The sequence below is a fragment of the Kutzneria viridogrisea DSM 43870 genome, from assembly GCF_000525635.1.
Classification (GTDB): Bacteria; Actinomycetota; Actinomycetes; order Mycobacteriales; family Pseudonocardiaceae; genus Kutzneria; species Kutzneria viridogrisea.
This window is the reverse complement of record NZ_CP007155.1, coordinates 4,991,049-5,013,799: the sequence shown is the minus strand read 5'-3', so window position 1 is coordinate 5,013,799 and position 22,751 is coordinate 4,991,049. Positions and strand designations below refer to the sequence as shown.

Sequence of the window (22,751 nt, the reverse complement as noted above, 5' to 3'; positions counted from 1 at the left end):
GGAGGTTCCAATGTCCACAATGGACCTTGTGGTGCGCGCGAGCAGCGCGGTCACGGCTGAGGGGGTTCGGGGCCTGGCCGTGTGCGTCAGGGACGGCCGCATCGCCGCCATCGAGGCGGCCGACGCCCCGGTGGACGCCACCGCGACAGTGGAGTTGGCCGCCGACGAGGTGCTGCTGCCTGGGCTGGTGGACACCCATGTGCACGTCAACGACCCGGGCCGCAGCCAGTGGGAGGGCTTCGACACCGCGACGAGGGCCGCCGCGGCCGGGGGCGTGACCACGATCGTGGACATGCCGCTGAACAGCCTGCCGCCCACGGTCACCCGGGAGGCCCTGGTGGTCAAGCGGGCCGCCGCGCGCGAGAAGGTGCACGTGGACGTGGGCTTCTGGGGCGGGGCCGTGCCCGGCAACCTCGGCGAGCTGCCCGGACTGCACGAGGCCGGGGTGTTCGGCTTCAAGTGCTTCCTGCTGGACTCCGGGGTGCCGGAGTTCCCGCCGCTGAGCCACTTCGAGCTGGCCGACGCGCTGCGCGTGCTGCGCGAGCGGGACGCGCTGATGATCGTGCACGCCGAGGACGCCGAGACCATCGACGCCGCGCCACCCTCGTGCGGGCGCCGCTACCAGGACTTCCTGGCCTCCCGCCCGCGCCGCGCGGAGAACCGGGCGATCACCGCCGTGATCGATCTGGCCCGGCGCACCGGAGCCCGCGTGCACGTGCTGCACCTGTCCTCGGCCGAGGCCCTGCCGCTGATCGCCCAGGCCAAGGAGGAGGGCCTGCCGATCACCGCCGAGACCTGCCCGCACTACCTCAGCTTCGCCGCCGAGCTGATCCCGGACGGGGCCACCGAGTACAAGTGCTGCCCGCCCATCCGCGAGCAGGCCAACCGGGACGCGCTGTGGCGCGGGCTGGCCGAGGGCGTCATCGACTGCGTGGTCAGCGACCACTCGCCGTGCACCCCGGACCTGAAACGGCTGGAGACCGGGGACTTCGGGCAGGCCTGGGGCGGCATCGCCAGCCTGCAACTGGGCCTGCCCGCGGTGTGGACCGAGGCGCGCTCACGCGGGCACGACCTCACCGAGGTGGTGCGCTGGATGGCCGAGCGCCCCGCCGACCTTGCCGGGCTGCGCCGCAAGGGCCGCATCGAGGTCGGAGCCGACGCCGACCTGTGCGTGCTCGCCCCGGACGCGCGCTTCACCGTGGACGTGCGCGCGCTGGCCCACCGCAACCCCGTCACCCCGTACCACGGCCTGGACCTGACCGGAGTCGTGCGCCGCACCTGGCTGCGCGGCGTGCCGGTCACCGGTGATCACCCGCACGGACGGCTGTTGAGCAGAGGAGAGGCATGACCGACGCGCCCGCCTGGACCGCACTGCCCGACCTGGCCTCCCGCAGGCTCGGCGGAGCCGTGCTGTGGGCCAACGACGAGTTCTTCGCCGAGCGGGAGAACCTGATCAAGCCCGAGGCGCCGCGGTTCGACACCTACACCTTCGGCCACAAGGGACAGGTCTACGACGGGTGGGAGACCCGTCGGCGCCGCGAACCCGGGGTGGACCAGGCAGTGGTGCGGCTGGGCGTGCCCGGGGTCGTGCGCGGGGTGGTGGTCGACACCGCGTTCTTCACCGGCAACTACCCGCCCGAGGCCTCCGTGGAGGCGTGTGGGGTCGAGGGCTACCCCAGCCCCGAGGAACTGGCCTCGGCGCAGTGGCACACGATCCTGTCCCGCTCCGCCCTGCGCGGGGACCACGCCAACGCCTTCGACGTGGACTCCGACCGCCGCTGGACCCACGTCCGCCTCACGATCCACCCCGACGGCGGGGTCGCCCGGCTGCGCGTGCACGGCGGCCCGGTGGCCGACCCCCGCCTGCTGCCGGGGGCCGTCCTGGACCTCGCGGCACTGGCCAACGGCGGGCAGGCCCTGGACTGCAGCAACATGTTCTACTCGCGGCCGTCCAACCTGATCGCCCCGGGACCGGCCGCCGTCATGGGCGAGGGCTGGGAGACCGCCCGCCGCCGCGACTCCGGCAACGACTGGGTGCTGCTGCGGCTGGCCACCGAGGGCGTCGTGCGGCTGGCCGAGCTGGACACCAGCCACTTCAAGGGCAACGCCCCCGGCTGGGCCTCGCTCAGCGGCTGCCTGGGCGCGATCGAGGATCCCGACGCCTGGTTCACGCTGCTGCCCAGGACCCGGCTGCAACCCGACACCGTGCACCGGTTCCCGCTCAGCGGCGACCGCCCCGCCACCCACGTGCGGCTGGACGTCTACCCCGACGGGGGCATGGCCCGGCTGCGCCTGCACGGGCGGCCCACCGAGGACGGCAGGCGGCACCTGATCGGCCACTGGTTCAACCAGTTGCCCGCCGAGCAGGCCCGCGCGGTGCTCGGTGCCGAGCCGGGACCTCGCCCGCTCGACGCCGACCAGCCGCTGCCCGAGGCACTGGCGGGGTTACTGATCGACTAGCTGGTGCGCCTTCGCCCCGTCCAGGCACTCGCGCACGATGTCCGCGTGCCCGGCGTGCCGTGCCGTCTCCTCGATCAGGTGCAGCAGGACCCAGCGCGCCGACCACTGCGCCGCCTCGGGCAAGGCGCACGGCACGTCCAGGCTGGGCAACTCGGCCACGATCTGCTCGGTGAGCCGCGCCGTCTCCTCGTAGTCGGCCAGCCACCGGGCCACTGTGTCCGACTCGTCCAGCACGAACTCGTTCTCCCAGTCGGTGATCGGCCACAGCCCCGGCAGCGGGCGGCCCGCCAGCCCGGCCACCACCCACCGCCGTTCGCTGCGGCTGACGTGCCGCAACACGGACAGCGGGGACAGGTCGCTCGCACTGGCCGCCTTGCGGGCCTGCTGCTCGCTGAGCCCGCGCACCGTCGCGCGGACCGCCGCCCGCTGTTTCGCCAGGAACGTCAGCAGCCCGCTGCGCTCATCGCTGATCGGAGGAACCATCATGGGCCCATCCTGCCCGCCATACCTGACAGCTGGCGTCAGGTACCGGGTCCGATCAGAAGTGCGTGGCCACGCCGAACTCGTCACGCAGCAGCGCCATGTCGTGCAGGTCCCGTCCCGCCGGTTCGTAGCCCTGGTGGAAGTACACCTGCTGCGCCGCCGACAGGCAGGGCACCCTCGCCTGCTCGATGCTGCCCGTCACGAAGCAGTCCGCCGGGTACTCGAACCGCCCGCCGCTCGCGTCCGCCGCCTGCACCGCCGACCCGTCCTCGGCGAACACCAGCGGGTGCAGGTCCAGTTCCACGCCCGCGTCGTCCGCCATCACGAACCGCACCGGCCGCTCGTCCAGCGTCACCACGAACCCGCTCGCCCGCAGCGCCGCCACCACCCTCGGCTCCTGCTCCGCCTTGTGCATCAGGTCCAGATCCCGGTGCGCCCGTGTTCGCCTGCCCACCAACGCGTCCACGCCCCAGCCGCCGCCGATCCACACCTCGACGTCGGCCGCCTGGAGCACGGCCAGTACCCGCAACACGGAGGAGCCGTCCATCACGGGCAACGGCCTACCGGTTCCAGCCCCGCGACCGCAACCCGATTCGCCTGATCGGCGGCACGAGTCGGCATCGGTCTGACGACCACGCGTAACGGACCGCCGTCCGGTGCGGCATGGAGGGTGTACCTCGGCGAGGGGAGTTCACATGTCCTACGAGCTGGAGAACCGCCTGGTCGTGGGTGTGGCGTCGAGCGCGCTGTTCGACCTGGCCGAGTCCGACCGTGTGTTCCGGGACAGCGGCGAGCAGGAGTACCGGCGCTACCAGGAGCAGAACCTCGATCGCGCGCTGGAGCCCGGCGTCGCGCTCGGCTGGGTACGCAGGCTCCTGTCGCTCAACGATCTGGCCGCACCGGAGGACCCACTGGTCGAGGTCATCGTGCTGTCGAGGAACGATCCCGACACCGGCCTGCGCGTCATGCGGTCGATCGCCACCCACGACCTGCCGATCACGAGGGCGATCTTCATGCAGGGGCGGTCCCCGTACCGGTTCATCCCAGCACTGAACATGTCGCTGTTCCTCTCGGCGAACGAGGAGGACGTGCGCGAGGCGGTGCGGCTCGGGTTTCCGGGCGGGCGGGTGCTGCGCGCCGCCGCGTTCGAGGATGACCACACCGACAGGGAACTCCGCATCGCGTTCGACTTCGACGGCGTGCTCGCGGACGACGAATCCGAGCGTGTGACGCAACGCGGATCGGTGGACGATTTCCAGAACTACGAGACCGCGAACGCGCGCGTCCCGCACAATCCCGGACCGCTGCTGGGATTGTTGAGGAACCTCAACAGGATCCAGCGCGTGGAGCAGCAACGGAAGCTGGACTGCCCCGAGTACCAGATCCGCGTCCGGATCTCCATCGTGACCGCCCGCGGCGCCCCGGCCCACGAGCGCGCGATGGCGAGCCTGAAGCACTGGGGTGTGCTGGTCAACGACGCGTTCTTCCTGGGCGGCGTGGAGAAGCGACTGGTGCTCGAAGTCCTGCGGCCGCACATGTTCTTCGACGACCAGTCGCGGCACCTCGAACCTGCCTCGCTCGTAGTGCCCTGCGTGCACGTTCCCTTCGGGATCGTCAACCAGTGACAGGAAAGCCACATCCCCTCACTTCGCGTCGGCGTAGCACTGGACGGCGGTGACGTCCAACGGGAAACGGACGGGGGTGGCGCCGAACACGAGGTGGCCGGCGCGGACGGCGGCGTGTTCGACGAGGGCGACAACGGCGTCGGCGTCCTGGGCACGGCAGTGGACGATGACCTCGTCGTGCTGGAAGAACACGAGTTCGGGGCGGTGTGCGGGGGAGCCGAGGGCGGTGAGGCCGGTCCGCAGGGTGGCGAGCAGAGCGAGGGCCCAGTCGGCGGCGCTGGCCTGGACGACGAAGTTGCGGGTGAACCGGCCGCGGGCGCGGTGGCTGGCGGCGCTGGTGCCGGGGGCGTCCTCGGCGGGTTCGGGGTCCAGGCTGGCCACCGAGGAGGTGGCTGGCGGGCAGGTGCGGCCCAGCCAGGAGCGGACCAGGCCACCGGACTCACCGACCTGGGCGGCTCGTTCCACGTAGTCGACGGCTCGCGGGAACTGCTTGCGCAGTGCGGCGACGAGCGCGGGGGCCTCGCCGCTGGTCTGCCCGTAGAGGGCGGCCAGCATGCCGATCTTGGCGCGGGCCCGGTCGCCCTCGAAGGCCTCGTCGGCAAGGGCGCGGTACAGGTCCCCGTCGCGGCTGGCCAGGGCGAGCCGTTCGTCGGCGGACAGGGCGGCCAGGATCCTGGGTTCGAGCTGACCGGCGTCGGCCACGACGAGCACCCAGCCGGGGTCGGCGATGGCGGCGCGGCGCACGGTGCGGTGGATCTGCAGCGCGCCGCCACCGCGGGTGGCCCACCGTCCGGACACGACACCGCCGGGCACGTACTCGGGCCGGAACCGCCCGTCGCGCACCCAGGAGGCCAGCCAGGACCAGCCGTGCGCGGTGTAGATCCGGTAGAGCTCCTTGTACTCCAACAACAACGGCACAGCCGGGTGGTCGACCTCCTTGAGCACCCAGGACCGGGTGGAGGGCAGCCGGATGCCCGCGCGGGCGAAGGCGCGCAGCACCTCGGCGGGAGAGTCGGGGCGCAACCGCCGGTCGCCCAGCGCCTCGGCGATGCGCTCGGACAGCTCGCCCAGCCGCTGCGGGGGCAGGCCGTGGGTCTGGCGCGGCCCGAGCAGTTCGGTGAGCAGGGCCGAGTGCACGTCGGCCCGCCAGGGCAGCCCGTTGTGCCCCATCTCGGCGGCGGCCAGCGCACCGGCGGACTCGGCGGCCACCAGCATGCCGAACCGGGCCGGGTGCTCCGCGGACCCCATGCGGCGGCGCTGCTCGGCGTGCACGGCGACGAGCACGTCCAGGGACTCGGTCTCCTGCTCGGCCTCGAACAGGGTGGGCTGGGTGTCCCGCGAGCGCGGCGGCCGGTCGGCGGGCACCGGGCCGCCGGTCATCCGCGCCCAGGCCGCGAGCACCCCACGCGGATCGCCCCACCGGCCCGCGTGGCCCATCAGCAGCGCCTCGGTCAGCTCCACGTCGTGGCAGCGCTCCACCCGCACGCCCGCCGCCAGCAGCCTCGGGTACAGCTCCATCGTGTTCGCCCACACCCAGCGCGGGGCGTGCGCGAGTTCCCTGCGCCGCACGCCCGCCACCAGGTCCTCCAGGCACGGCCCACCGACCGGCCGACCGTCCTCGGTCAGCTCCTGGAACCCGGCCCCACCCTCCGGTGTCGGCACCACCGCAACCCGCACACCGACATCTTGCTGGACACCCCTGACAAGTTCCGGCGACGGCGCGGTCACCACCCGGTTACGCTGCGGCCATGGCCGCAACGCTGGGTTCGGTGGCACTGCTCGTGCTGGCCTCGGCGGCTCCCGCCGTGGACAACGGCATGTGGGCGGGCTACGTCGCCTACTCGGGGCACTACGCGCAGATCAGTGCCGAGTGGACGGAGCCCGAGGTGACCTGCGCCCCCGGCGAGCGTTCGGCGGCCAGCTTCTGGATCGGCCTGGACGGCTACGGCACGCCCGACCTGGAGCAGTTGGGCACCGCCGTGGACTGCGAGGCGGGCAGACCCCGCTACTCGGCCTGGTACGAGTGGTTCCCGGCGGCGGCCACCCCGCTGACCGAGCCGGTGGCGCCGGGCGACCACTTCCAGGCCCTCATCACGGTCGGCGAGGACCGCACCTTCGTGATGACCCTGCGCAACACCACCCAGCGCTGGGAGCACACGGTGAGCAAGAGGGTGCCCGAGGCCCCGCTGAGTTCGGCCGAGGTGGTGTCCGAGGCGCCCATGGTGGGCACGCAGCTGCCGCTTGCCGACTTCGGCCAGGTCGGGTTCGCCGGGATCAGCGTGAACCACGCACCACTGGACCGGGTGACGCACGGTCGCACCGAGATCCAGCTCGGCGGGGGTGGCCCGAAGACCGAAACCACCGATTTGCGTTACGGAACGGAGTTCAGCACCAGGTGGCTCGGGCATTGACCGATACAGTCCTGCGCCATGGCTGAGCCAGCGCCGTTCGACCGCATCGGGGCCAACTACGACGCCTCCCGCGCGGACCGCAGTGCCCACTACGCCGCCAACGCGTGGCTGGCGGACCGCCTGTCACCGGGCGCCCGCGTGCTGGACGTGGGCTGTGGTTCCGGTGAGCCCACGGCGCGGGAGTTGTGCGAGCGCGGGTTCGAGGTGGTCGGCGTGGACGAGTCCGGCGTGATGCTGGACCTGGCCCGCGCGGGAGTGCCGGGTGCGACCTTCCTGCAGCGCGACTTCCGCGACCTCGGCGAGGACCTCGGCCAGTTCGACGCGGTCACGGCCTTCTTCGCGCTCCTGCTGGTGTCCAGGGCCGAGGTGGCACAGGTGCTCGCGGACCTGCGCTCGCGGCTGCGCGGGCCCAAGCTGCTGGTGATGAGCATGGTCTACGGGGACTTCGACGCGTTCCCGATCAGCTTCCTCGGAGTGTGGATCCCGGTCACCGCCTACCCGACCGACCAGTTGCTGGAGGTGGTGACCGCGGCGGGTTTCCGGGTGCTGGACAAGAAGGAGGCCGTGCTGGAGGCGGAGGAGGCCGGCCGGCTGGAGACCCACCAGTACCTGTTCCTGACCGCCGACTGACCCCCGCCACCGCTACGCGCCGGGCTTGCCCGCGACCTCCACCGTCACCTGCACGTGCCGGGCGACCGCCTCGTCGATGTACTGGCGGAGCTGATCGGTGGTGGCGCCGCCCGCCATTGCCTGCACGGCGGCGGTGAGCGCCGCGTTCTGCGCCGACAGTTCGGTGAACCGGTCGTTGAGCCACAGCACCATGCGTCCGGCGCCGCGGACACCGTCCTCACCTGGCAGGTACTGGTCGGCCATCGCGGCCAGTGCGGCCTGCTGCTGGTTGGACAGGGACATGAAGCCACCTCCGTTGCTCAGGTCCACGTAGACCTTGTTCAGATCGGCCGGTACGCCCCCGATGGACAGGGTGCCGCCGTTCCACTGGTAGAACTGGATGCCGTCACGGACCCCGGCCTCGTCCCCGCACAGCCACAGCCACCAGGCGTGCGCCCCGTCCTGGGCGGGGTAGACGAAGTCGCGGAACCCGTACGCGCCGGTGCGTTCCCTGCCCAGCACGCTGGCCGCCCCGTCCAGGTAGGCCATCGCGGTGCCGAGCGGGATCGCGGGCCAGCCCCGCTCCGGGTTCGGCCCCAGCCACCGGTCCGAGGCCATGAAGATCGGCAGGTCCTCGGGGTAGCCGATCCGGCGGGCGTCCTCCAGCGCGAGCCGCGCGCGGGCCTGGCCGCCCTGGTAGCCCTCGGCGGCGTCGTGCCACCCCTGCTGGGCGACCAGCAGCACGGTCCGGCCCGCGTCCACGTGGCGCTGGTAGGCCCCGGGGTAGCAGCTGATGCACTTCGGGTTGTCCGGGTACCCGATGTAGCGCAGCAGCACCGAGATCTGCTCGTCCGGGTGCTGCCGGTCGTAGGCGTCGAGCTCCTCGGGGCCCAGTTCGCGGTCGCTGTAGTCGGCGCCGTAGGCCAGCACGGTCGGCATGGTCACCTCCCTCGGAGCGGCCCACGCCGCTCGTCGTTCTTGGGTGTGGTGGCCGAGTCTGCTGAGCCCCCCGTCACGGGTGCGTCGCCGTCGATGCCCGGTGCTCACTACAGTCGACCGGGTGAGCACGCCCTTCGACCACATCGGGTCCCGCTACGACGACACCCGCCAGGACCGCGGCGCCCAGCGGGCCGCCGACGCCTGGCTGGCGGATCGGCTGCCGCCGGGAGCGCGGGTGCTGGACGTGGGCTGCGGCTCGGGTGAGCCGACCGCGCGGGAGTTGTCCGAGCGCGGGTTCGAGGTGGTCGGGGTGGACGAGTCCGAGGTCATGCTGGAGCTGGCCCGCCAGACCGCACCCCGCGCCACCTTCCACCGGCGCGACCTGCGCGAACTCGGCGCCGACCTGGGTGAGTTCGAGGCTGTCACGGCCTTCTTCGCGCTGCTCATGCTGTCCAGGGCCGAGATCCCCGCCGTGCTGGCGGACCTGCGCGCCCGGCTGCGCGGGCCGAAGCTGCTGGTGCTGGGCATGGTGCTCGGCGAGTTCGACGCCGAGCCGATCGACTTCCTGGGCACCCCGCTGCGGGTCAGCGCCTACCCGACCGAGCAGCTGCTGGCGGTGGTCGAGTCGGCCGGGTTCACCGTGCTGGAGCACCGGGACGTGCCGCTGGCCGCGCCCGAGGGCGGCCGGGCCGAGGTGCACCAGTTCGTCCACGCCACGGCGTAGTGACGCAGGTGCCCGCCATTTGTCGGGGGGATGTGAAAGCCTGATGACGTGGCACCCAGCCCTTCCCAGTCCCCGGCAGAGGCGTACGCCGCTTTTCGGAGCCGCGCCGCCCGTCCGCAGCTGACCGAGTTCACCTCGGCGCTGTCGTTCGACCTCGACCCCTTCCAACTGCGCGCCTGCGAGGCCCTCGAGGACGGGCACGGCGTGCTCGTCTGCGCTCCCACCGGTGCGGGCAAGACCGTCGTCGGCGAGTTCGCCGTGCACCTGGCGCTGGCGGGCGGCAGCAAGTGCTTCTACACGACGCCGATCAAGGCGTTGTCCAACCAGAAGTACGCCGACCTGACAGCGCGGCACGGTGCGGACAACGTCGGGCTGCTCACCGGCGACACCTCCGTCAACGGTGACGCGCCCGTGGTGGTGATGACCACCGAGGTGCTGCGCAACATGCTCTACGCGGGCTCGCACACCCTGCGCGGCCTGGGCTACGTGGTCATGGACGAGGTGCACTACCTCGCCGACCGGTTCCGCGGCGCCGTGTGGGAGGAGGTCATCCTGCACCTGCCCGAGGCGGTGCGGGTGGTCGGCCTGTCCGCCACGGTCAGCAACGCCGAGGAGTTCGGCGAGTGGCTGGTCGCGGTGCGCGGGGACACCACCGTGGTGGTCGACGAGCACCGGCCCGTGCCGCTGTGGCAGCACATGATGCTCGGCGGCCGGGTGATGGACCTGTTCGCCGGGGATCCCGGTGACGGCGGCGAGGCGCACATCAACCCGCAGCTGCTGCGCAGGGCCGAGGAGATGGGCCGCCAGCACGTGCCCTTCAGCCGGGGCCGCGGCCCGCGCGCGGCCCGGGCCCGCAGCGGCGCCCCCCGGTTCCGGCCGCCCTCGCGGGTGGACATCATCACCCGCCTGGACCAGGCCGACCTGCTGCCCGCGATCGACTTCGTGTTCAGCAGGGCGGGCTGCGAGGCCGCGGTCACCCAGTGCGTGCGGGCCGGGCTGCGGCTGACCGGGCCCGAGGACGTGGAGCAGATCCGCGCGATCATCGAGCAGCACACCAGGGACCTGCCCGAGGGCGACCTGGTGGTCCTGGGCTACTGGGAGTGGCGCGAGGCGCTGGAGCGTGGCATCGCCAGCCACCACGCCGGGCTGCTGCCCGCGTTCAAGGAGACCGTGGAGGAGCTGTTCGTGCGCGGCCTGGTCCGCGTGGTGTTCGCCACGGAGACCCTGGCGCTGGGCATCAACATGCCCGCGCGCACCGTGGTGCTGGAGAAGCTGGTCAAGTACAACGGCGAGGCGCACGTCGACCTGACGCCGGGGGAGTACACCCAGCTCACCGGCCGGGCGGGCCGCCGGGGCATCGACGTGGAGGGGCACGCCCTGGTGGTGTGGCAGCCCGGGGTCGACCCCAAGCAGGTCGCCGGCCTCGCCTCCACCCGCACCTACCCGCTGCGCTCCTCCTTCCGCCCCGGCTACAACATGGCCGTCAACCTGGTGCAGCAGGTCGGCGCGCAGGCCGCCAGGGAGATGCTGGAGAAGTCCTTCGCGCAGTTCCAGGCCGACCGCTCGGTGGTGGGCCTGGCCAAGCGCATCGAGCGCGGCCACCAGGCCCTCGAGGGCTACGCCGAGTCGATGACCTGCCACCTCGGGGACTTCGCCGAGTACGCCGAGCTGCGCCGCAAGCTCGGCGACCGGGAGAAGGCCCTGTCCAGGCAGAACAGCGCCAGCAGGCGGGCGGAGGCCGCGGAGTCGCTGGAGCGGCTGCGCAAGGGCGATGTCATCGCGGTGCCCTCGGGCCGCCGCTCGGGCATCGCCGTGGTGATCGATCCCGGGCTGGACCCACTGGGCGAGGCCAAGCCCTTCGTACTCACCGAGGACCGCTGGGTGGGCACCCTGTCGGTCACCGACTTCCCCGCCCCGGTGCAGCCGCTGGGCCGGATGCGGCTGCCCAAGAACGTGGACTGGCGCTCGCCCAGGGTGCGCAGGGACCTGGCCTCCGCGCTGCGCGACACCGGCATCAGCGCCCCGCACCGGCAGCGCCGCCGCAGCGACCCGCACGACGACTCGGAGCTGGCGAGCCTGCGCAGGGCGCTGCGGGCGCACCCCTGCCACGGCTGCGACGACCGGGAGGCGCATGCCAGGTGGGCCGAGCGGCACGCCAGGCTGGCGCAGGAGACCGAGCGGCTGGAGCGCCAGGTCGCCGCCACCACGCACTCCCTGGCCCGCTCCTTCGACCGGCTGCGCGCCCTGCTGCGCGAGCGCGGCTACCTGGCCTCCGGCGGGGAGACCGTCACCCCGTCCGGGCGGCGGCTGGCCCGGATCTACAGCGAGTCGGACCTGCTGGCCGCGGAGTGCCTGCGCGAGGGTGTGTGGGAGCAGCTGACCGCGCCCGAGCTGGCGGCGGTGGTCTCGGCCCTGGTGTTCGAGGCGCGCCGGGACGGCCAGACCGAGGTGCGCATGCCCACCGGGGCGGTCAACCAGGCACTGTTGGAGACCATGCGGCTGTGGGCGGGCCTGGAGGAGGACGAGCGCAGGCACAAGGTGGAGCGCACCCGACAGCCCGACGCGGGTTTCGCCTGGCCGGTCTACCGTTGGGCCAGGGGTGAGTCCCTGGAGAAGGTGCTGACCTCGGCGGAGACCAACGGCCAGGAGCTTTCCGCTGGTGACTTCGTGCGCTGGTGCCGCCAGGTGATCGACCTGCTCGACCAGTTGCGGGACGTGATGGGCGGCGACACCGTCGTGGGCGGCACGGCGGCCGAGGCGGTGCGGGCGCTGCGCAGGGGCGTGATCGCGATGGCAACCATGTAGTCACGACTGCCGCACGCGGTACGAGTGGCCATCCCGAACGGGGTGCCGGTGTGGTTTGATCGCGGCCGAGAGGCCGCTTGGGGAAGATCACGGAGGCGATGATGACCAGCCCGTACGGACCGTCCGGGGGCAACGACCCGCAGCAGTGGGGCCAGCAGCCCCAGGGGGGCGGGTACCCCGGCACGCCGTCCGGCGGTACGCCCGCCCAGCAGCCAGGACAGCCGCAGTGGGGCCAGCAGCCCGGCGGTTACCCCCAGCAGCAACCAGGACAACAGCCGCCGGGTCAACCGCAGCCGGGGCAGTACGGCCAGCCCGGCGGTTACCCGCAGCAACAGCCGGGTGGTTACCCACAGCAACCGGGGCAGCAGCAACCTGGCCAGCAGCAGTGGGGACAGCAGCCCCAGCAGCAGGCCCCGCAGTGGGGCCAGCCGGTGGCGGGCCAGCAGCCGCAGTGGGGGCAGCAGCCGCAGCCCGGTGGCCAGTACGGCCAGCCCGGAGGTTTCGGTCAGCAGCCCGCGCCGAAGAAGAAGTCCTCCACCCTGGTGATCCTGATCATCATCGTGGTGGTGCTCATCGCGGTGGTGGCCTTCCTGGGCTTCGTCACCCCGGGCTTCTTCAACAAGAAGGTCTTCGACAACAACGCGGTGCAGGAGGGCGTCAGCACCGTGCTGAAGAACGACTACAAGCTCAAGGTCAGCTCGGTGACCTGCCCGGCGGACCAGCCGGTGAAGGCGAGCACCACGTTCACCTGCAAGGCCACCGTGGACGGCCAGGAGAAGTCGGTGACCATCACGGTCAAGAGCGACGACGGGCACTACGAGGTCGGGCAGCCGCAATAGCCCGACCGGGCGGTATGTGACAGCAGGCCGGGTGGCCAGGCAAGATCACCCGTGTGGAGGAACCTGACATCCGGCTGCTGGCGTCCGAGCAGCTCCGCGCTGCCAACGGGCTTTTTCGCGCCGCGCTGCACGTCGCGCCGATCAGCGACGAGGACTGGCAGCTCGCCCAGCGCTCCTACGAGGATGCCGACACGCTCGGCGCCTTCGTTGACGGCCGCATGGTCGGCACCGCGGTCGGCCTGCACGGCAGGCTGCGGGTGCCCGGCGGTGCGCTGGTGCCGATGCAGGCGGTGAGCCGGGTTGGCGTGCGCGCCGACCACACCCGCCGGGGCGTGCTCACCGCGCTGATGCGTGCTCAGCTGACCGGTTCCACCGCGCCGGTGGCCACGTTGCGCGCCTCCGAGGGCGTGATCTACCGGCGCTTCGGCTACGGGGTGGCCACCCGGTTCCAGCGTGTGGTGGTGGACCGTGGGCGGGCCGTGCTGCACGCCGACGCCCCCGCGGGCGGGCGTGTGCGGGAGATCACCGACAGCGAGGAACTCGTCAGCACGGTGCCGCGGCTGCAACATGCGCTCGCCGGCGAGCACCTCGGGGGAATCCAGCTGCCCCAGGGCTTTCGCGACTTCATCGTGCGCCGCGCCGCCAAGGAGGGCTTCCCGCGCTGCGCCGTGCACACCGCGGCCGACGGCACCGAGAACGCCTTCGCGGTCTACACGGTGTCCACATTGGACGGTGCCGACTTCGGCCACGAGATGAAGATCACCAACCTGTTCGCGGCCGACGGGACGGCGCTGGCGGAGCTGTGGCGCTACCTGTTGGGGGTGGACCTGGTGCACCGGATCAGCTACGAGGGCGGCCCGCTGGACCAGCCGCTGACCCTGTTGCTGGCCGACAGCCGGGCCTGCGCCGTGGACCGGGTGTCCGACGAGACCTGGCTGCGGCTGGTGGACGTGCCCGCCGCGCTGGCGGCCCGCACCTACGGCGGCACCGAGCCCGTGGTGGTGGCGGTGACCGACCGGTTCCTGCCCGGCAACGAGGGCCGCTACCTGGTCGGGCCGGACGGGGCCGAGCGCACCGGGCGGGCCGCCCAACTCGTGCTGCCCGTGGACGCGCTGGCCGCCGCCTACCTCGGTGACGTGCCGGTATCCGCGCTGGCCGCGGCGGGCCGCGTGGGGGTACTCGACCCGGCGGCGCTGCCGAGGGCCGATACGGTGTTCGCGAGCAAGCCTCGCGCCTGGTGCGGCACCTACTTCTGAATCACCGTGTCGGGTGACGATCTTCAGCAGCGGTGTCGGTGACCGCCGGGGTGGCGGATGCTCGTGGCGGAACGGAGCGGAGTGGGCATGAAGTCACCGCTGGACTGGTCGCTGATCGGTGTCTCGGCACAGGTGCTGCTGGCGGCGTCGGTGCTGGTGCTGCTGGTCGCGTTGCTGTGGGTGCGCAGGCGTTCGTGGTGGCTGCGGGCGGTGCCGATCAGCGTGGCCGTCGCGCTGGTGGTCGGCCTCGGCGGCTACCTGGTGGTCAACTACGTGTGGCAGCCCTACCCGGACGTCATCCCGCTGGTGATCTTCGCCTGGGCGGGTGCCGCCACGCTCGTGCTGTGCCTGTCGGTGGCCAGGATGCGGCTGGCCCGCTGGCCGTTGCGGGCGCTGATGGTGCTGGGCGTGGTGTGGTCGCTGGTCGTCGTGGCCGCGCAGGCCAACATCCACTACGGGGCCTACACCACGACACGTGCGCTGCTCGGCCCGCTGCTGGACCCCTCCCACGACCTGTCCTCGGTGAGCGCCACGGTGACCAGTTCGGTGCACAGCCCGCCGGGCACGCCGTTGGAGCAGGTGTGGCAGCCGCCCGCGGACATGCCCCGCGAGGGCAAGGTGGTCAAGGCGAGCATCCCGTCCTCGGGCGGCTTCAAGCCCCGGGAGGCGCTGATCTACCTGCCGCCCGCCTACCTGAGCACGCCCCGGGCCGAACTGCCGGTACTGGTGGTCATCCCGGGTGACCCCGGCTCGCCCCGGCAGTGGATCGACGCCGGGCACCTCAACGAGACGCTCGACCAGTTCGCCGCACAGCACAAGGGACTGGCCCCCGTGGTGGTCATGGCCGACCACGTCGGCGTCACCGAGGACAACCCGAGTTGCCTGGACTCCCCGCTCGGCAAGCCACAGACCTACCTGGCCAAGGATGTGCCCGACTGGGTGGCCGCCAACCTCCAGGTGTCCCGCGACCGCAGCCGCTGGGCGATCGGCGGGGGCTCCTCCGGTGCCACCTGCGCGTTGCTGGTCGCCCTGCGCGCGCCGCAGACCTACCCGAACCTGTTCGACCTGTCCGGCCAGCGCGAGCCGATGCTGGCCAGCCGCAAGGAAACCGTGGACAGGTTGTTCGGCGGCAACGAGTCCGCCTACCTGCGCAGCACGCCCAAGGACATCATGGCCAGGCAGAAGTTCCCGAACACCCATGCACTGCTCATTGTCGGCGCGCAGGACGCCGAGTACAAACCCCAGCAGCAGGAGATCTTCGCGGCGGGCAAGCAGGCGGGCATGGACATTCAGTACAAGGAGATGCCGGGCGGGCACACGTGGATCCTGTGGCGGGAAGCGCTCGCCTCGGTGGTGGTGCCGTGGCTCGTGCGGCGGATGGAGCTGATCAAGTGACTCGGGACAGCGCTCTGCGGCTGCTGGGGCTGCTGCGGCGGTCACCGGTGTCCACCGGGTTCGTGCTGGTCCTGTGGGTGGTCGGCGCGGCCACCGGGACCCTGTTGACCGGCCCGTCGGACAACCTCAACGAGTACGTGGCCATCGGTGCCGGGCAGTTGGCCGAGGGCTACTGGTGGACCCCGCTGTCCTCGGCGTTCTGGTGCTCCACACTGCCCTCCTACATCGTGGTCAGCCTGCTGGTGCTGGCCATCGGCGTGCCCTCGGAACGCCTGCTGGGCCGCCGGATGACCGGGTTGGTGCTGGTGCTCGGCCAGGTGGTGGGCAGCCTGCTCACCGTCGGCGTGGTCGCACTGCTGGCGCGGACCGGGGACTACTGGCTCGTCAGCCTCAGCGAGACCTACGACGTGGGCCCCTCGCCCGCGCTGGTCGGTCTGGGCGTGGTGCTCACCTACAAGCTGTCCGCGCTGTGGCGGCGCCGGTTGCGGCTGTTCCTGTTCACCGGGGTGCTCGTGCTGGCCCTGTACTCCGGCACCCTGCTGGACGTCATGCGGGTGGTGGACGCACTGCTGGGCCTCGCGCTGGGCCGGGTGCTGATCGGCCGCTCCACCGCCACCGTAGGCGCCTCCTCCCGTTCGGAGACCAAGGTGCTGGTCGCCCTGGTGGTGGCCGCCACCGCCTTCGGCCCGATCCTGACGCTGTTCTCCAAGTCCGGGTACGGTCCGTTGCAGTTCATGCAGTACATGTTCGCCTCACCCGGGGTGGGACCGGACGAGGTGCAGAACTCCTGCAACGACCCGGCCTTGGCCGCTCAGTGCCGCCTGGCCCGGTCGCAGACCCTGGGCACGGGCTTCGGCTCGGCGATCACCTCGATCGGGCCCGCCCTGCTGCTGCTGGCCGCCGCCGAGGGCCTGCGCAGGGGACGCCGGTTCGCCTGGTGGCTGGCGCTGGTGTTCAACCTGGTGCTCGCCGTGGCCTGCGCCCTGTTCTCCCTCAGCTGGGCCGAGGAGTCGGCCGCCGCGGGGGAGCCGACCTCCAACGAGTTGCTGCTGCTGGTCGCCCCGGTCGTGGTGCCCTGCCTGGTGATCGGGCTGCTGCTGGCCACCCGGCGGTTCTTCACCGTGACCGCCCCGCGGGCCACCTACCTGCGGCTGGGTCTCGGACTGGTGGCCACCGCCGTGCTGACCGCGGGCGGGTACCTGCTGATCGGCTACTGGGACCGCGCGCACTTCGAGCCGGTGCCCGACCTGGGCGGGCTGCTCGGCGACCTGCCCAGCCGGTACCTGCCGCCCGCCTACGCGTTCCTCAACAGCGTGGACTTCCTGCCCACCGGCGGGATCGCGCTGGTGGTGTGGGAGTTCTGCGGAGCGGTGTTCTGGGTGGTGCTGCTGATCGGGCTGCTGATCAGCTTCTGGCGGTCCCGCACCGCGGTCGACGACGAGGCCACCGCCCGCGCCAGGGCGCTGATGGTGGCCAACAGTGGCTCCTCGCTGGCGTACATGACCACCTGGCCGGGCAACCACTACTGGTTCACCGAGGACGGACGTTCGGCACTGGCCTACCGGGTCGCGGCCACCGTGGCGCTGACCACCGGCGGCCCGTTGGGCGACCCGGCTGTGCATTCCGAGGCGGTGCGCGGGTTCGAGGAGTTCTGCCGCCGCAATGGTTGGACCCCGTGCCTGTACAGCGTCACCGAGCGACTGCGGGACACGGCGGTGGACCTGGGCTGGAAGGCCGTGCAGGTGGCCGAGGACACCGTGGTGCCGCTGGCCGAGCTGGAGTTCACCGGCAAGAAGTGGCAGGACATCCGCACCGCGCTGAACAAGGCGGGCAAGGCCGGGATCCGCGCGGAGTGGGTGAACTACCCCAGGGCGCCGCTGTCGATCACCGACCAGGTACGGGCCATCTCCGAGGAGTGGGTGGCCGACAAGGGCATGCCGGAGATGGGCTTCACCCTGGGCGGCATGGACGAGCTCAACGACCCGGACGTGCGCTGCCTGGTCGCGGTGGACGAGCAGTGGACCGTGCACGGCATCACCAGCTGGCTGCCGGTGTACCGGGACGGTCAGGTGGTCGGCTGGACCCTGGACTTCATGCGCAGGCGTGGCAGCAGCACGTTCAAGGGCGTGATGGAGTTCCTGATCGCCTCGGCCGCGCAGCTGGTCAAGGAGGAGGGCGCGGAGTTCCTCAGCCTGTCCGGCGCCCCGCTGGCCCGGCTGGACCGGGGCGAGCAGGTCACCGCGCTGCAACGGATCCTGGACGTCACGGGCAAGGCGCTGGAACCGGTGTACGGGTTCCGCTCGCTGCTCAGCTTCAAGGCGAAGTTCCAGCCCGAGTACCTGCCGCTCTACATGGCCTACCCGGACCCGTCCGCGCTGCCCGCGATCGGCAACGCCATCGGCCGCGCCTACCTGCCCGACCTGACCGCGCGCCAGGGACTTCGCCTGGCGCGCAAGCTGGTCAGGCTGCCGTGAACCGGTAGCCCACGCCGGTCAGCTCCTCGGACAGCGTCCACAGCCTGCGGGCGCTGTCCAGGTCCCTCGCCCGGGCCGATGGCCGCTCCAGGCGGGGCGATCCCTTGGAGCGCACCAGGTTGCCGGGGCCGTAGAGCTGGCCGCCGCGCACCGAGGGCACGGTCGCCGCGTACAGGGAGGGCAGCGCCCCGGCCGCCATGTCCTGGATCAGCGGCTTGGTCAGCACGTCCAGCACGGCGTTGCCGGTGGTGTCCATGGCGAAACCCGGGTGCGCGGCCACGCTGATCGCCTCGTGCCCGGCGAGCCTGCGGTCCAGTTCCAGCGCGAACAGCAGGTTCGCCAGTTTGGACCGGCTGTAGGCGCGGCTGCTGTTGTAGTCGGTCTGCTGCGGGTCTGCGAAGTCGAAACCGAAGAGCCGGTGCGCGATGCTGGTCACCGACACGACCCGCGCGCCCGGCCGTCGCAGCAGGGCGGGCAGCAGCAGACCGGTCAGCGCGAAGTGGCCCAGGTGGTTCGTGCCGAACTGCGCCTCGAACCCGTCCTTGGTGAGCCTGCGCTTGGACACAAACTTCTCGCCCGCGTTGTTCACCAGCAGGTCGATACCCTCGTGCGCGGCCAGCAACTCGGCGGCCCGCTCCCGGACCCCGCCCAGGTCGGCCAGGTCGAGCAGCACCAGGTCCACCTTGGCCGAGGGTGATTCGCCGAGGATGCGCGCCACCGCCCGCTGACCGCGCTCGGCGTTGCGGCTGCCAAGCAGCACGTGGGCCCCGTGCGCGGCAAGGTGGCGCGCGGTGTGCAGGCCGATACCGCTGTTCGCGCCGGTGATCAGCGCCGTCTTGCCGGTCAGGTCGGGGATCCAGGTTGTCACCCGTCAAAAATGGCAGACGCTGTCACATGGCGTCAACTGACAGGCTGGTGGCTATGCTGGGCGGGTGAAGGACCTGTGCGGGCTGCGCGAGCGCAAGAAGCAGCGGACCAGGGCCGCCCTGGTCGACGCGGCACTGGACCTGTTCGAGCGCAAGGGTTTCGAGGCCACCACCGTGGAGGAGATCGCCGCCGCCGCCGAGGTCTCACCCCGCACCTTCTTCCGGTACTTCACCGCCAAGGAGGGCGCCGTGCTCGCCGTGCAGGAGGAGGAGTACCAGGCGCTGCTCACCGAGCTTGCGACCCGCCCCGGCGACCTGCGCGGGGCCCTGCTCGCGGTGGTCGACCGAGGTGGGCAGGACGGTCGGTCCCGCCGCGTGCAGGAGCTGGTGGCCGCCACACCCGCGCTGCGGGCGACCAGCCTGGACCGGTCCGCGGCCCAGGAACGTGAGCTGGCCGAGCAGTTGGTGCCCAGGTCGGCGACCGAGCAGGAGCGCCTGCGTGCCCGGCTGGCGGTGGCCGTGACGTTCAGCGCGATCCGGGTGGCCGTCGAATGCTGGCTGGCGACCCCCGGTACGCCGTGTTCCCAGCACGTGCTCGCCGCGCTGGCGGTGCTGGACGAGCCCCGCTGACCCACCCCGTGCCGACCAGGGCAGCGCGTGTCGGCGCTTCCGGTACCGCGTGTCGGACGTTCCGGTACACCGTCTTACCCGCTGGGAAAACGCCCGCCGAGCGCGAACACGCGGTACACGAAGCGCCGACACGCGCGGGGTTGGGGGTGGGTCAGTTCCGGCGTAGGGCGGCGATGAGTCGGTCGACGGAGGTGCCAAGGCCCCACTGGCGCTTGAGGTCGAGCAGGCGTGCCTCGTCGGCGGGGGCGGCGGGCACGGCGTCGGCGCGGTCGAGCACCACCGGTGCGTCGGTGGCGACACGCACGACGGTCGGCGCGGCCGCGAGGTAGCCGGCGGCCTCGGTCATCTTGGTCCGCACGCGGGCGCTGAGCCTGCGGTCCCTGCCGTCGTACACGGCGGCGACCAGTGCCTCCAGCGAGCCGAATTCGGTGATCAGCTTGGCGGCGGTCTTCTCCCCGATGCCGGCCACCCCGGGCAGGCCGTCGGAGGGGTCGCCGCGCAGCACGGCCATGTCGGCGTAGGCGACCCCGGCGTACTCGGCGGGCAGCGCGTACTTCTCCGCCAGCTCGCGGGGCCCGATCACCTCTGCCTTGGCCCAGCCGCGGCCGACGTAGACCACCACGGCGGGCGTGGGCGTGTCGCGCACGACCTGGAACAGGTCCCGGTCCCCGGTGACGACCTCGACCGGGTCGGCAGTCTCGGCGGCGGCCAGCGCGCCGATCACGTCGTCGGCCTCGTAGCCGGTGGCCTCGGCGGTGGCGATGCCCGCGGCGTCCAGCACGTCGAGGATGATCGGCACCTGCGGGGTCAGCGTGTCGGGCACCAACTCCTCCGCGCCGCCCTCGGCGACCCGGTGCGCCTTGTACGAGGGCAGGGCGGCGACCCGGAACTCCGGCCGCCAGTCGGCGTCCAGGCAGGCGACCAGCCTGCTGGGCCCGCGGTCGAGCAGGATCCTGGCCACGGTGTCGGTGAACCCGCGCACCGCGTTGACCGGAGTGCCGTCGGGAGCGGTCATCGACTCCGGCAACGCGTAGAACGACCGGAAGTACAGGCTGGCCGAGTCCATCAGCACCAGGGGAGCAGTCACCGGACAAGTCAACCAGGTGGGACGAGCCGTCAGGCAACCACGTCGGGGGTGCGGTCACCTGACGGCTCGGGCTTGGTGGGCGCGCTGCGCCGCACGATCGTGACGTTGGCCGAGCGCAGCGCGTCGTCCTCCGCGCGCGGGCTGGGCAGCGGGGGCGCCAGCTGCCCGGCTTCGGCCAGTTCACGCAGCATGCGCTCGGTGGTGCGCCGGGAACGCCACAGGCTCAGCGGTCTGGTCAGCACGCGCGCCGGGGCGGGGTTGAGGATGCGCACCCAGCAGCCAGCCGCGACCAACCCGAGGGCTGAGATCCACAGTACGTGCATGGCGTACCCCTTGCGGTGACTCTGCGTGCAACTTTCCCTGCTGGTTGAAAACTTGAGCACCCAATCGGGTGACATAGATGGAGTTAACAGGGCGCGGGCGGTAAAAGACATCCGCCATCTGGACGCCTCTCGACCACCCCGGATGGTCAAGTCGATCAGCGGACTACGCTCTGAGACCATGTCTGCCACCTCCGCCGGCCTGGATGTCCAGGCCCTGCAAGCGCGGCTGACCCACGCCGCCGCGGCCGCCGCATCCGCCCAGGTCGACGCCCTGCTGGTGTCGCCAGGTGCGGACCTGCGCTACCTGCTCGGCGCGGGCGGCTCCTCCTTCGAGCGGCTCACCTGCCTGGTGCTGCCCGCGCAGGGCGTGCCGACCCTGGTGGTGCCCAAGCTGGAGCAGCCCGGCTACGCCGAGGTGCCCACCGCCGAGCTCGGGGTCCAGGTCGCCACCTGGGTGGACGGGGAGGACCCGTACGGCCTGGTGGCCGGGCTGCTCGACGCGCCGGGCCGGATCGCGGTGACCGAGGGCATGTCGGCGCTGCACACCCTGAACCTGCGCGACGCGATGCCGGGGGCCCACCAGCAACTGGCCGGGCCGGTGCTGCGCGAGCTGCGCATGCGCAAGGACGCAGCGGAGATCGCGGCACTGCGCCGGGCCGGAGAGGCCATCGACCGGGTGCACGCCAGGATGGGTGAGTGGCTGCGCCCCGGCCGCACCGAGGCCGCCGCGGCCCAGGACATCGCCGCCGCGATCCTGGCCGAGGGGCACGCCACCGTGGAGTTCGTGATCGTCGGCTCCGGGCCGAACGGGGCGAGCCCGCACCACGAGGTCTCCGAGCGGGTGCTGGCGGCCGGGGACGTGGTGGTCATCGACATCGGCGGCATGACCCCGGAGGGCTACAACTCCGACTCGACCCGGGTCTACTCGCTGGGTGAGCCCGCGCACGAGGACGTGGCCGCCACCTACGCGGTGCTGCAGCGGGCCCAGCGCGCCGCGGTGGACGCGGTGCGCGCCGGGGTGAGCGCCGAATCGGTGGACGCCGCCGCGCGGGAGGTCATTACCGAGGCGGGCTTCGGCGAGTACTTCGTGCACCGCACCGGCCACGGCATCGGGCTGGACGTGCACGAGGACCCGTACATCGTGGCGGGCAACGAGCTGGTGCTGGAGGCGGGCATGGCGTTCAGCATCGAGCCCGGCATCTACCTGCCCGGCCGCTGGGGCGCGCGCATCGAGGACATCGTGGTGGCCACCGAGGACGGTGTGCTGAACCTGAACAACCAGCCGCACGGCCTGGTGGTGCTTCCCGCGTGACCGCCAGTCCGCTTGAGCCGATCGACCGGGCGATCCTGCGCGAGCTCACGGTGGACGGCCGGTGCAGCTTCACCGACCTGGCCGAGCGAGTCGGGCTGAGCGTGTCCGCGGTGCACCAGCGGGTACGCAGGCTGGAGGCGCGCGGCGTGCTCAAGGGCTACGCCGCCGTGCTGGACGGCGAGCAGATCGGCCTGCCGCTCACGGCGTTCATCTCGCTGACGCCGATCGACCCGGCCGCCCCGGACGACTACCCGCAGCGGCTGGAGCACCTGACCCAGATCGAGGCGTGCTACTCGGTGGCCGGGGACGCCTCCTACGTGGTCAAGGTCCGGGTGGCCGGGCCGACCGCGCTGGAGGAGCTGCTGCGGCAGATCCGCGAGCTGGCGCACGTGTCCACCCGTACCACCGTGGTGCTGTCCACTCCGTACGAGGACCGCCCGCCGGGCCTCTGACATCCCATCATCACTCGTTGGGTCGATGTGGTTGCGCCGCGTAACGGGCAGAGTGGTTATG

21 protein-coding genes are annotated in these 22,751 nt (G+C 72.0%); 14 read left to right on the top strand and 7 right to left on the bottom strand.

Annotation, left to right across the window (positions count from 1 at the left end; translation table 11 throughout):
- Nucleotides 1–19 precede the first annotated feature (19 nt).
- Nucleotides 20–1,348, top strand: a complete 1,329-nt coding sequence (gene allB / locus KALB_RS22085; RefSeq protein WP_025357892.1) for an allantoinase AllB — start codon at nt 20–22, stop codon at nt 1,346–1,348.
- The gene (gene alc, locus KALB_RS22080; protein WP_025357891.1) at nt 1,345–2,460 is read left to right on the top strand and encodes an allantoicase; all 1,116 of its coding nucleotides are present in this window, start codon (nt 1,345–1,347) and stop codon (nt 2,458–2,460) included. The genes allB and alc overlap by 4 nt, the downstream gene beginning before the upstream one ends.
- Here alc and KALB_RS22075 read toward each other — a convergent pair.
- Both KALB_RS22075 and KALB_RS22070 read right to left on the bottom strand, forming a co-directional pair.
- Nucleotides 2,446–2,946, bottom strand: coding sequence for a DinB family protein (locus KALB_RS22075; RefSeq protein ID WP_025357890.1), 501 nt, complete (start codon nt 2,944–2,946; stop codon nt 2,446–2,448). The genes alc and KALB_RS22075 overlap by 15 nt on opposite strands.
- Before the next feature lie 52 nt (nt 2,947–2,998).
- The gene (locus tag KALB_RS22070; RefSeq protein ID WP_025357889.1) at nt 2,999–3,490 is read right to left on the bottom strand and encodes a nucleotidyltransferase domain-containing protein; all 492 of its coding nucleotides are present in this window, start codon (nt 3,488–3,490) and stop codon (nt 2,999–3,001) included.
- Between the two features lie 148 nt (nt 3,491–3,638).
- Between KALB_RS22070 and KALB_RS22065 the strand changes: the two genes are divergently transcribed.
- On the top strand, nt 3,639–4,568 hold the full coding sequence (locus KALB_RS22065) for a 5'-nucleotidase (RefSeq protein ID WP_025357888.1): 930 nt from the start codon (nt 3,639–3,641) through the stop codon (nt 4,566–4,568).
- Nucleotides 4,569–4,586: 18 nt separating this feature from the next.
- Here the strand turns inward: KALB_RS22065 and KALB_RS22060 are convergent, their stop codons facing one another.
- Nucleotides 4,587–6,245: a bifunctional 3'-5' exonuclease/DNA polymerase gene (locus KALB_RS22060; protein ID WP_025357887.1), complete on the bottom strand. Its 1,659-nt coding sequence runs from the start codon at nt 6,243–6,245 to the stop codon at nt 4,587–4,589.
- Between the two features lie 71 nt (nt 6,246–6,316).
- On the opposite strand from KALB_RS22060, the gene KALB_RS22055 reads away from it, so the two are divergent.
- Both KALB_RS22055 and KALB_RS22050 read left to right on the top strand, forming a co-directional pair.
- The gene (locus KALB_RS22055) at nt 6,317–6,979 is read left to right on the top strand and encodes a G1 family glutamic endopeptidase (protein WP_025357886.1); all 663 of its coding nucleotides are present in this window, start codon (nt 6,317–6,319) and stop codon (nt 6,977–6,979) included.
- Nucleotides 6,980–6,997: 18 nt separating this feature from the next.
- Entirely contained in the window at nt 6,998–7,609 is a 612-nt protein-coding gene (locus tag KALB_RS22050; protein WP_025357885.1) for a class I SAM-dependent methyltransferase, read from the top strand.
- Nucleotides 7,610–7,621: 12 nt separating this feature from the next.
- Here the strand turns inward: KALB_RS22050 and KALB_RS22045 are convergent, their stop codons facing one another.
- On the bottom strand, nt 7,622–8,527 hold the full coding sequence (locus KALB_RS22045) for a glycoside hydrolase domain-containing protein (protein WP_051912950.1): 906 nt from the start codon (nt 8,525–8,527) through the stop codon (nt 7,622–7,624).
- Nucleotides 8,528–8,648: 121 nt separating this feature from the next.
- Here KALB_RS22045 and KALB_RS22040 point away from each other — a divergent pair, with 121 nt between their 5' ends.
- From KALB_RS22040 to KALB_RS22015, 6 genes are all read left to right on the top strand, one after another.
- Entirely contained in the window at nt 8,649–9,251 is a 603-nt protein-coding gene (locus KALB_RS22040) for a class I SAM-dependent methyltransferase (protein ID WP_025357883.1), read from the top strand.
- Nucleotides 9,252–9,299: 48 nt separating this feature from the next.
- Entirely contained in the window at nt 9,300–12,056 is a 2,757-nt protein-coding gene (locus tag KALB_RS22035) for a DEAD/DEAH box helicase (RefSeq protein WP_025357882.1), read from the top strand.
- Between the two features lie 77 nt (nt 12,057–12,133).
- Nucleotides 12,134–12,895 carry a DUF4333 domain-containing protein gene (locus KALB_RS22030; protein WP_411931089.1) on the top strand — a complete coding sequence of 254 codons (762 nt, stop codon included), beginning with the start codon at nt 12,134–12,136 and terminating at the stop codon, nt 12,893–12,895.
- Between the two features lie 53 nt (nt 12,896–12,948).
- Complete coding sequence (locus KALB_RS22025; RefSeq protein ID WP_025357880.1) at nt 12,949–14,151, top strand: GNAT family N-acetyltransferase; 1,203 nt, start codon at nt 12,949–12,951, stop codon at nt 14,149–14,151.
- A gap of 87 nt (nt 14,152–14,238) precedes the next feature.
- Nucleotides 14,239–15,546: an alpha/beta hydrolase gene (locus tag KALB_RS22020; protein ID WP_030111580.1), complete on the top strand. Its 1,308-nt coding sequence runs from the start codon at nt 14,239–14,241 to the stop codon at nt 15,544–15,546.
- Nucleotides 15,543–18,020, top strand: a complete 2,478-nt coding sequence (locus KALB_RS22015; protein ID WP_025357878.1) for a DUF2156 domain-containing protein — start codon at nt 15,543–15,545, stop codon at nt 18,018–18,020. Before KALB_RS22020 ends, KALB_RS22015 begins: the two co-directional genes overlap by 4 nt.
- Here KALB_RS22015 and KALB_RS22010 read toward each other — a convergent pair.
- A complete protein-coding gene (locus KALB_RS22010; RefSeq protein WP_025357877.1) occupies nt 18,007–18,888 on the bottom strand; it encodes an oxidoreductase in 882 nt (293 codons plus the stop codon). The two genes, KALB_RS22015 and KALB_RS22010, sit on opposite strands and share 14 nt — an antisense overlap.
- A 64-nt stretch (nt 18,889–18,952) precedes the next feature.
- Between KALB_RS22010 and KALB_RS22005 the strand changes: the two genes are divergently transcribed.
- A complete protein-coding gene (locus tag KALB_RS22005; protein ID WP_025357876.1) occupies nt 18,953–19,516 on the top strand; it encodes a TetR family transcriptional regulator in 564 nt (187 codons plus the stop codon).
- Between the two features lie 151 nt (nt 19,517–19,667).
- Here KALB_RS22005 and KALB_RS22000 read toward each other — a convergent pair whose 3' ends face one another.
- On the bottom strand, nt 19,668–20,603 hold the full coding sequence (locus KALB_RS22000) for a 5'-3' exonuclease (RefSeq protein ID WP_025357875.1): 936 nt from the start codon (nt 20,601–20,603) through the stop codon (nt 19,668–19,670).
- Nucleotides 20,604–20,632: 29 nt separating this feature from the next.
- Nucleotides 20,633–20,926 carry a hypothetical protein gene (locus KALB_RS21995; protein WP_025357874.1) on the bottom strand — a complete coding sequence of 98 codons (294 nt, stop codon included), beginning with the start codon at nt 20,924–20,926 and terminating at the stop codon, nt 20,633–20,635.
- Nucleotides 20,927–21,104: 178 nt separating this feature from the next.
- On the opposite strand from KALB_RS21995, the gene KALB_RS21990 reads away from it, so the two are divergent.
- Both KALB_RS21990 and KALB_RS21985 read left to right on the top strand, forming a co-directional pair.
- A complete protein-coding gene (locus KALB_RS21990) occupies nt 21,105–22,238 on the top strand; it encodes a M24 family metallopeptidase (protein WP_025357873.1) in 1,134 nt (377 codons plus the stop codon).
- Nucleotides 22,235–22,690 carry an Lrp/AsnC family transcriptional regulator gene (locus KALB_RS21985; protein ID WP_025357872.1) on the top strand — a complete coding sequence of 152 codons (456 nt, stop codon included), beginning with the start codon at nt 22,235–22,237 and terminating at the stop codon, nt 22,688–22,690. Before KALB_RS21990 ends, KALB_RS21985 begins: the two co-directional genes overlap by 4 nt.
- Nucleotides 22,691–22,751 lie beyond the last annotated feature (61 nt).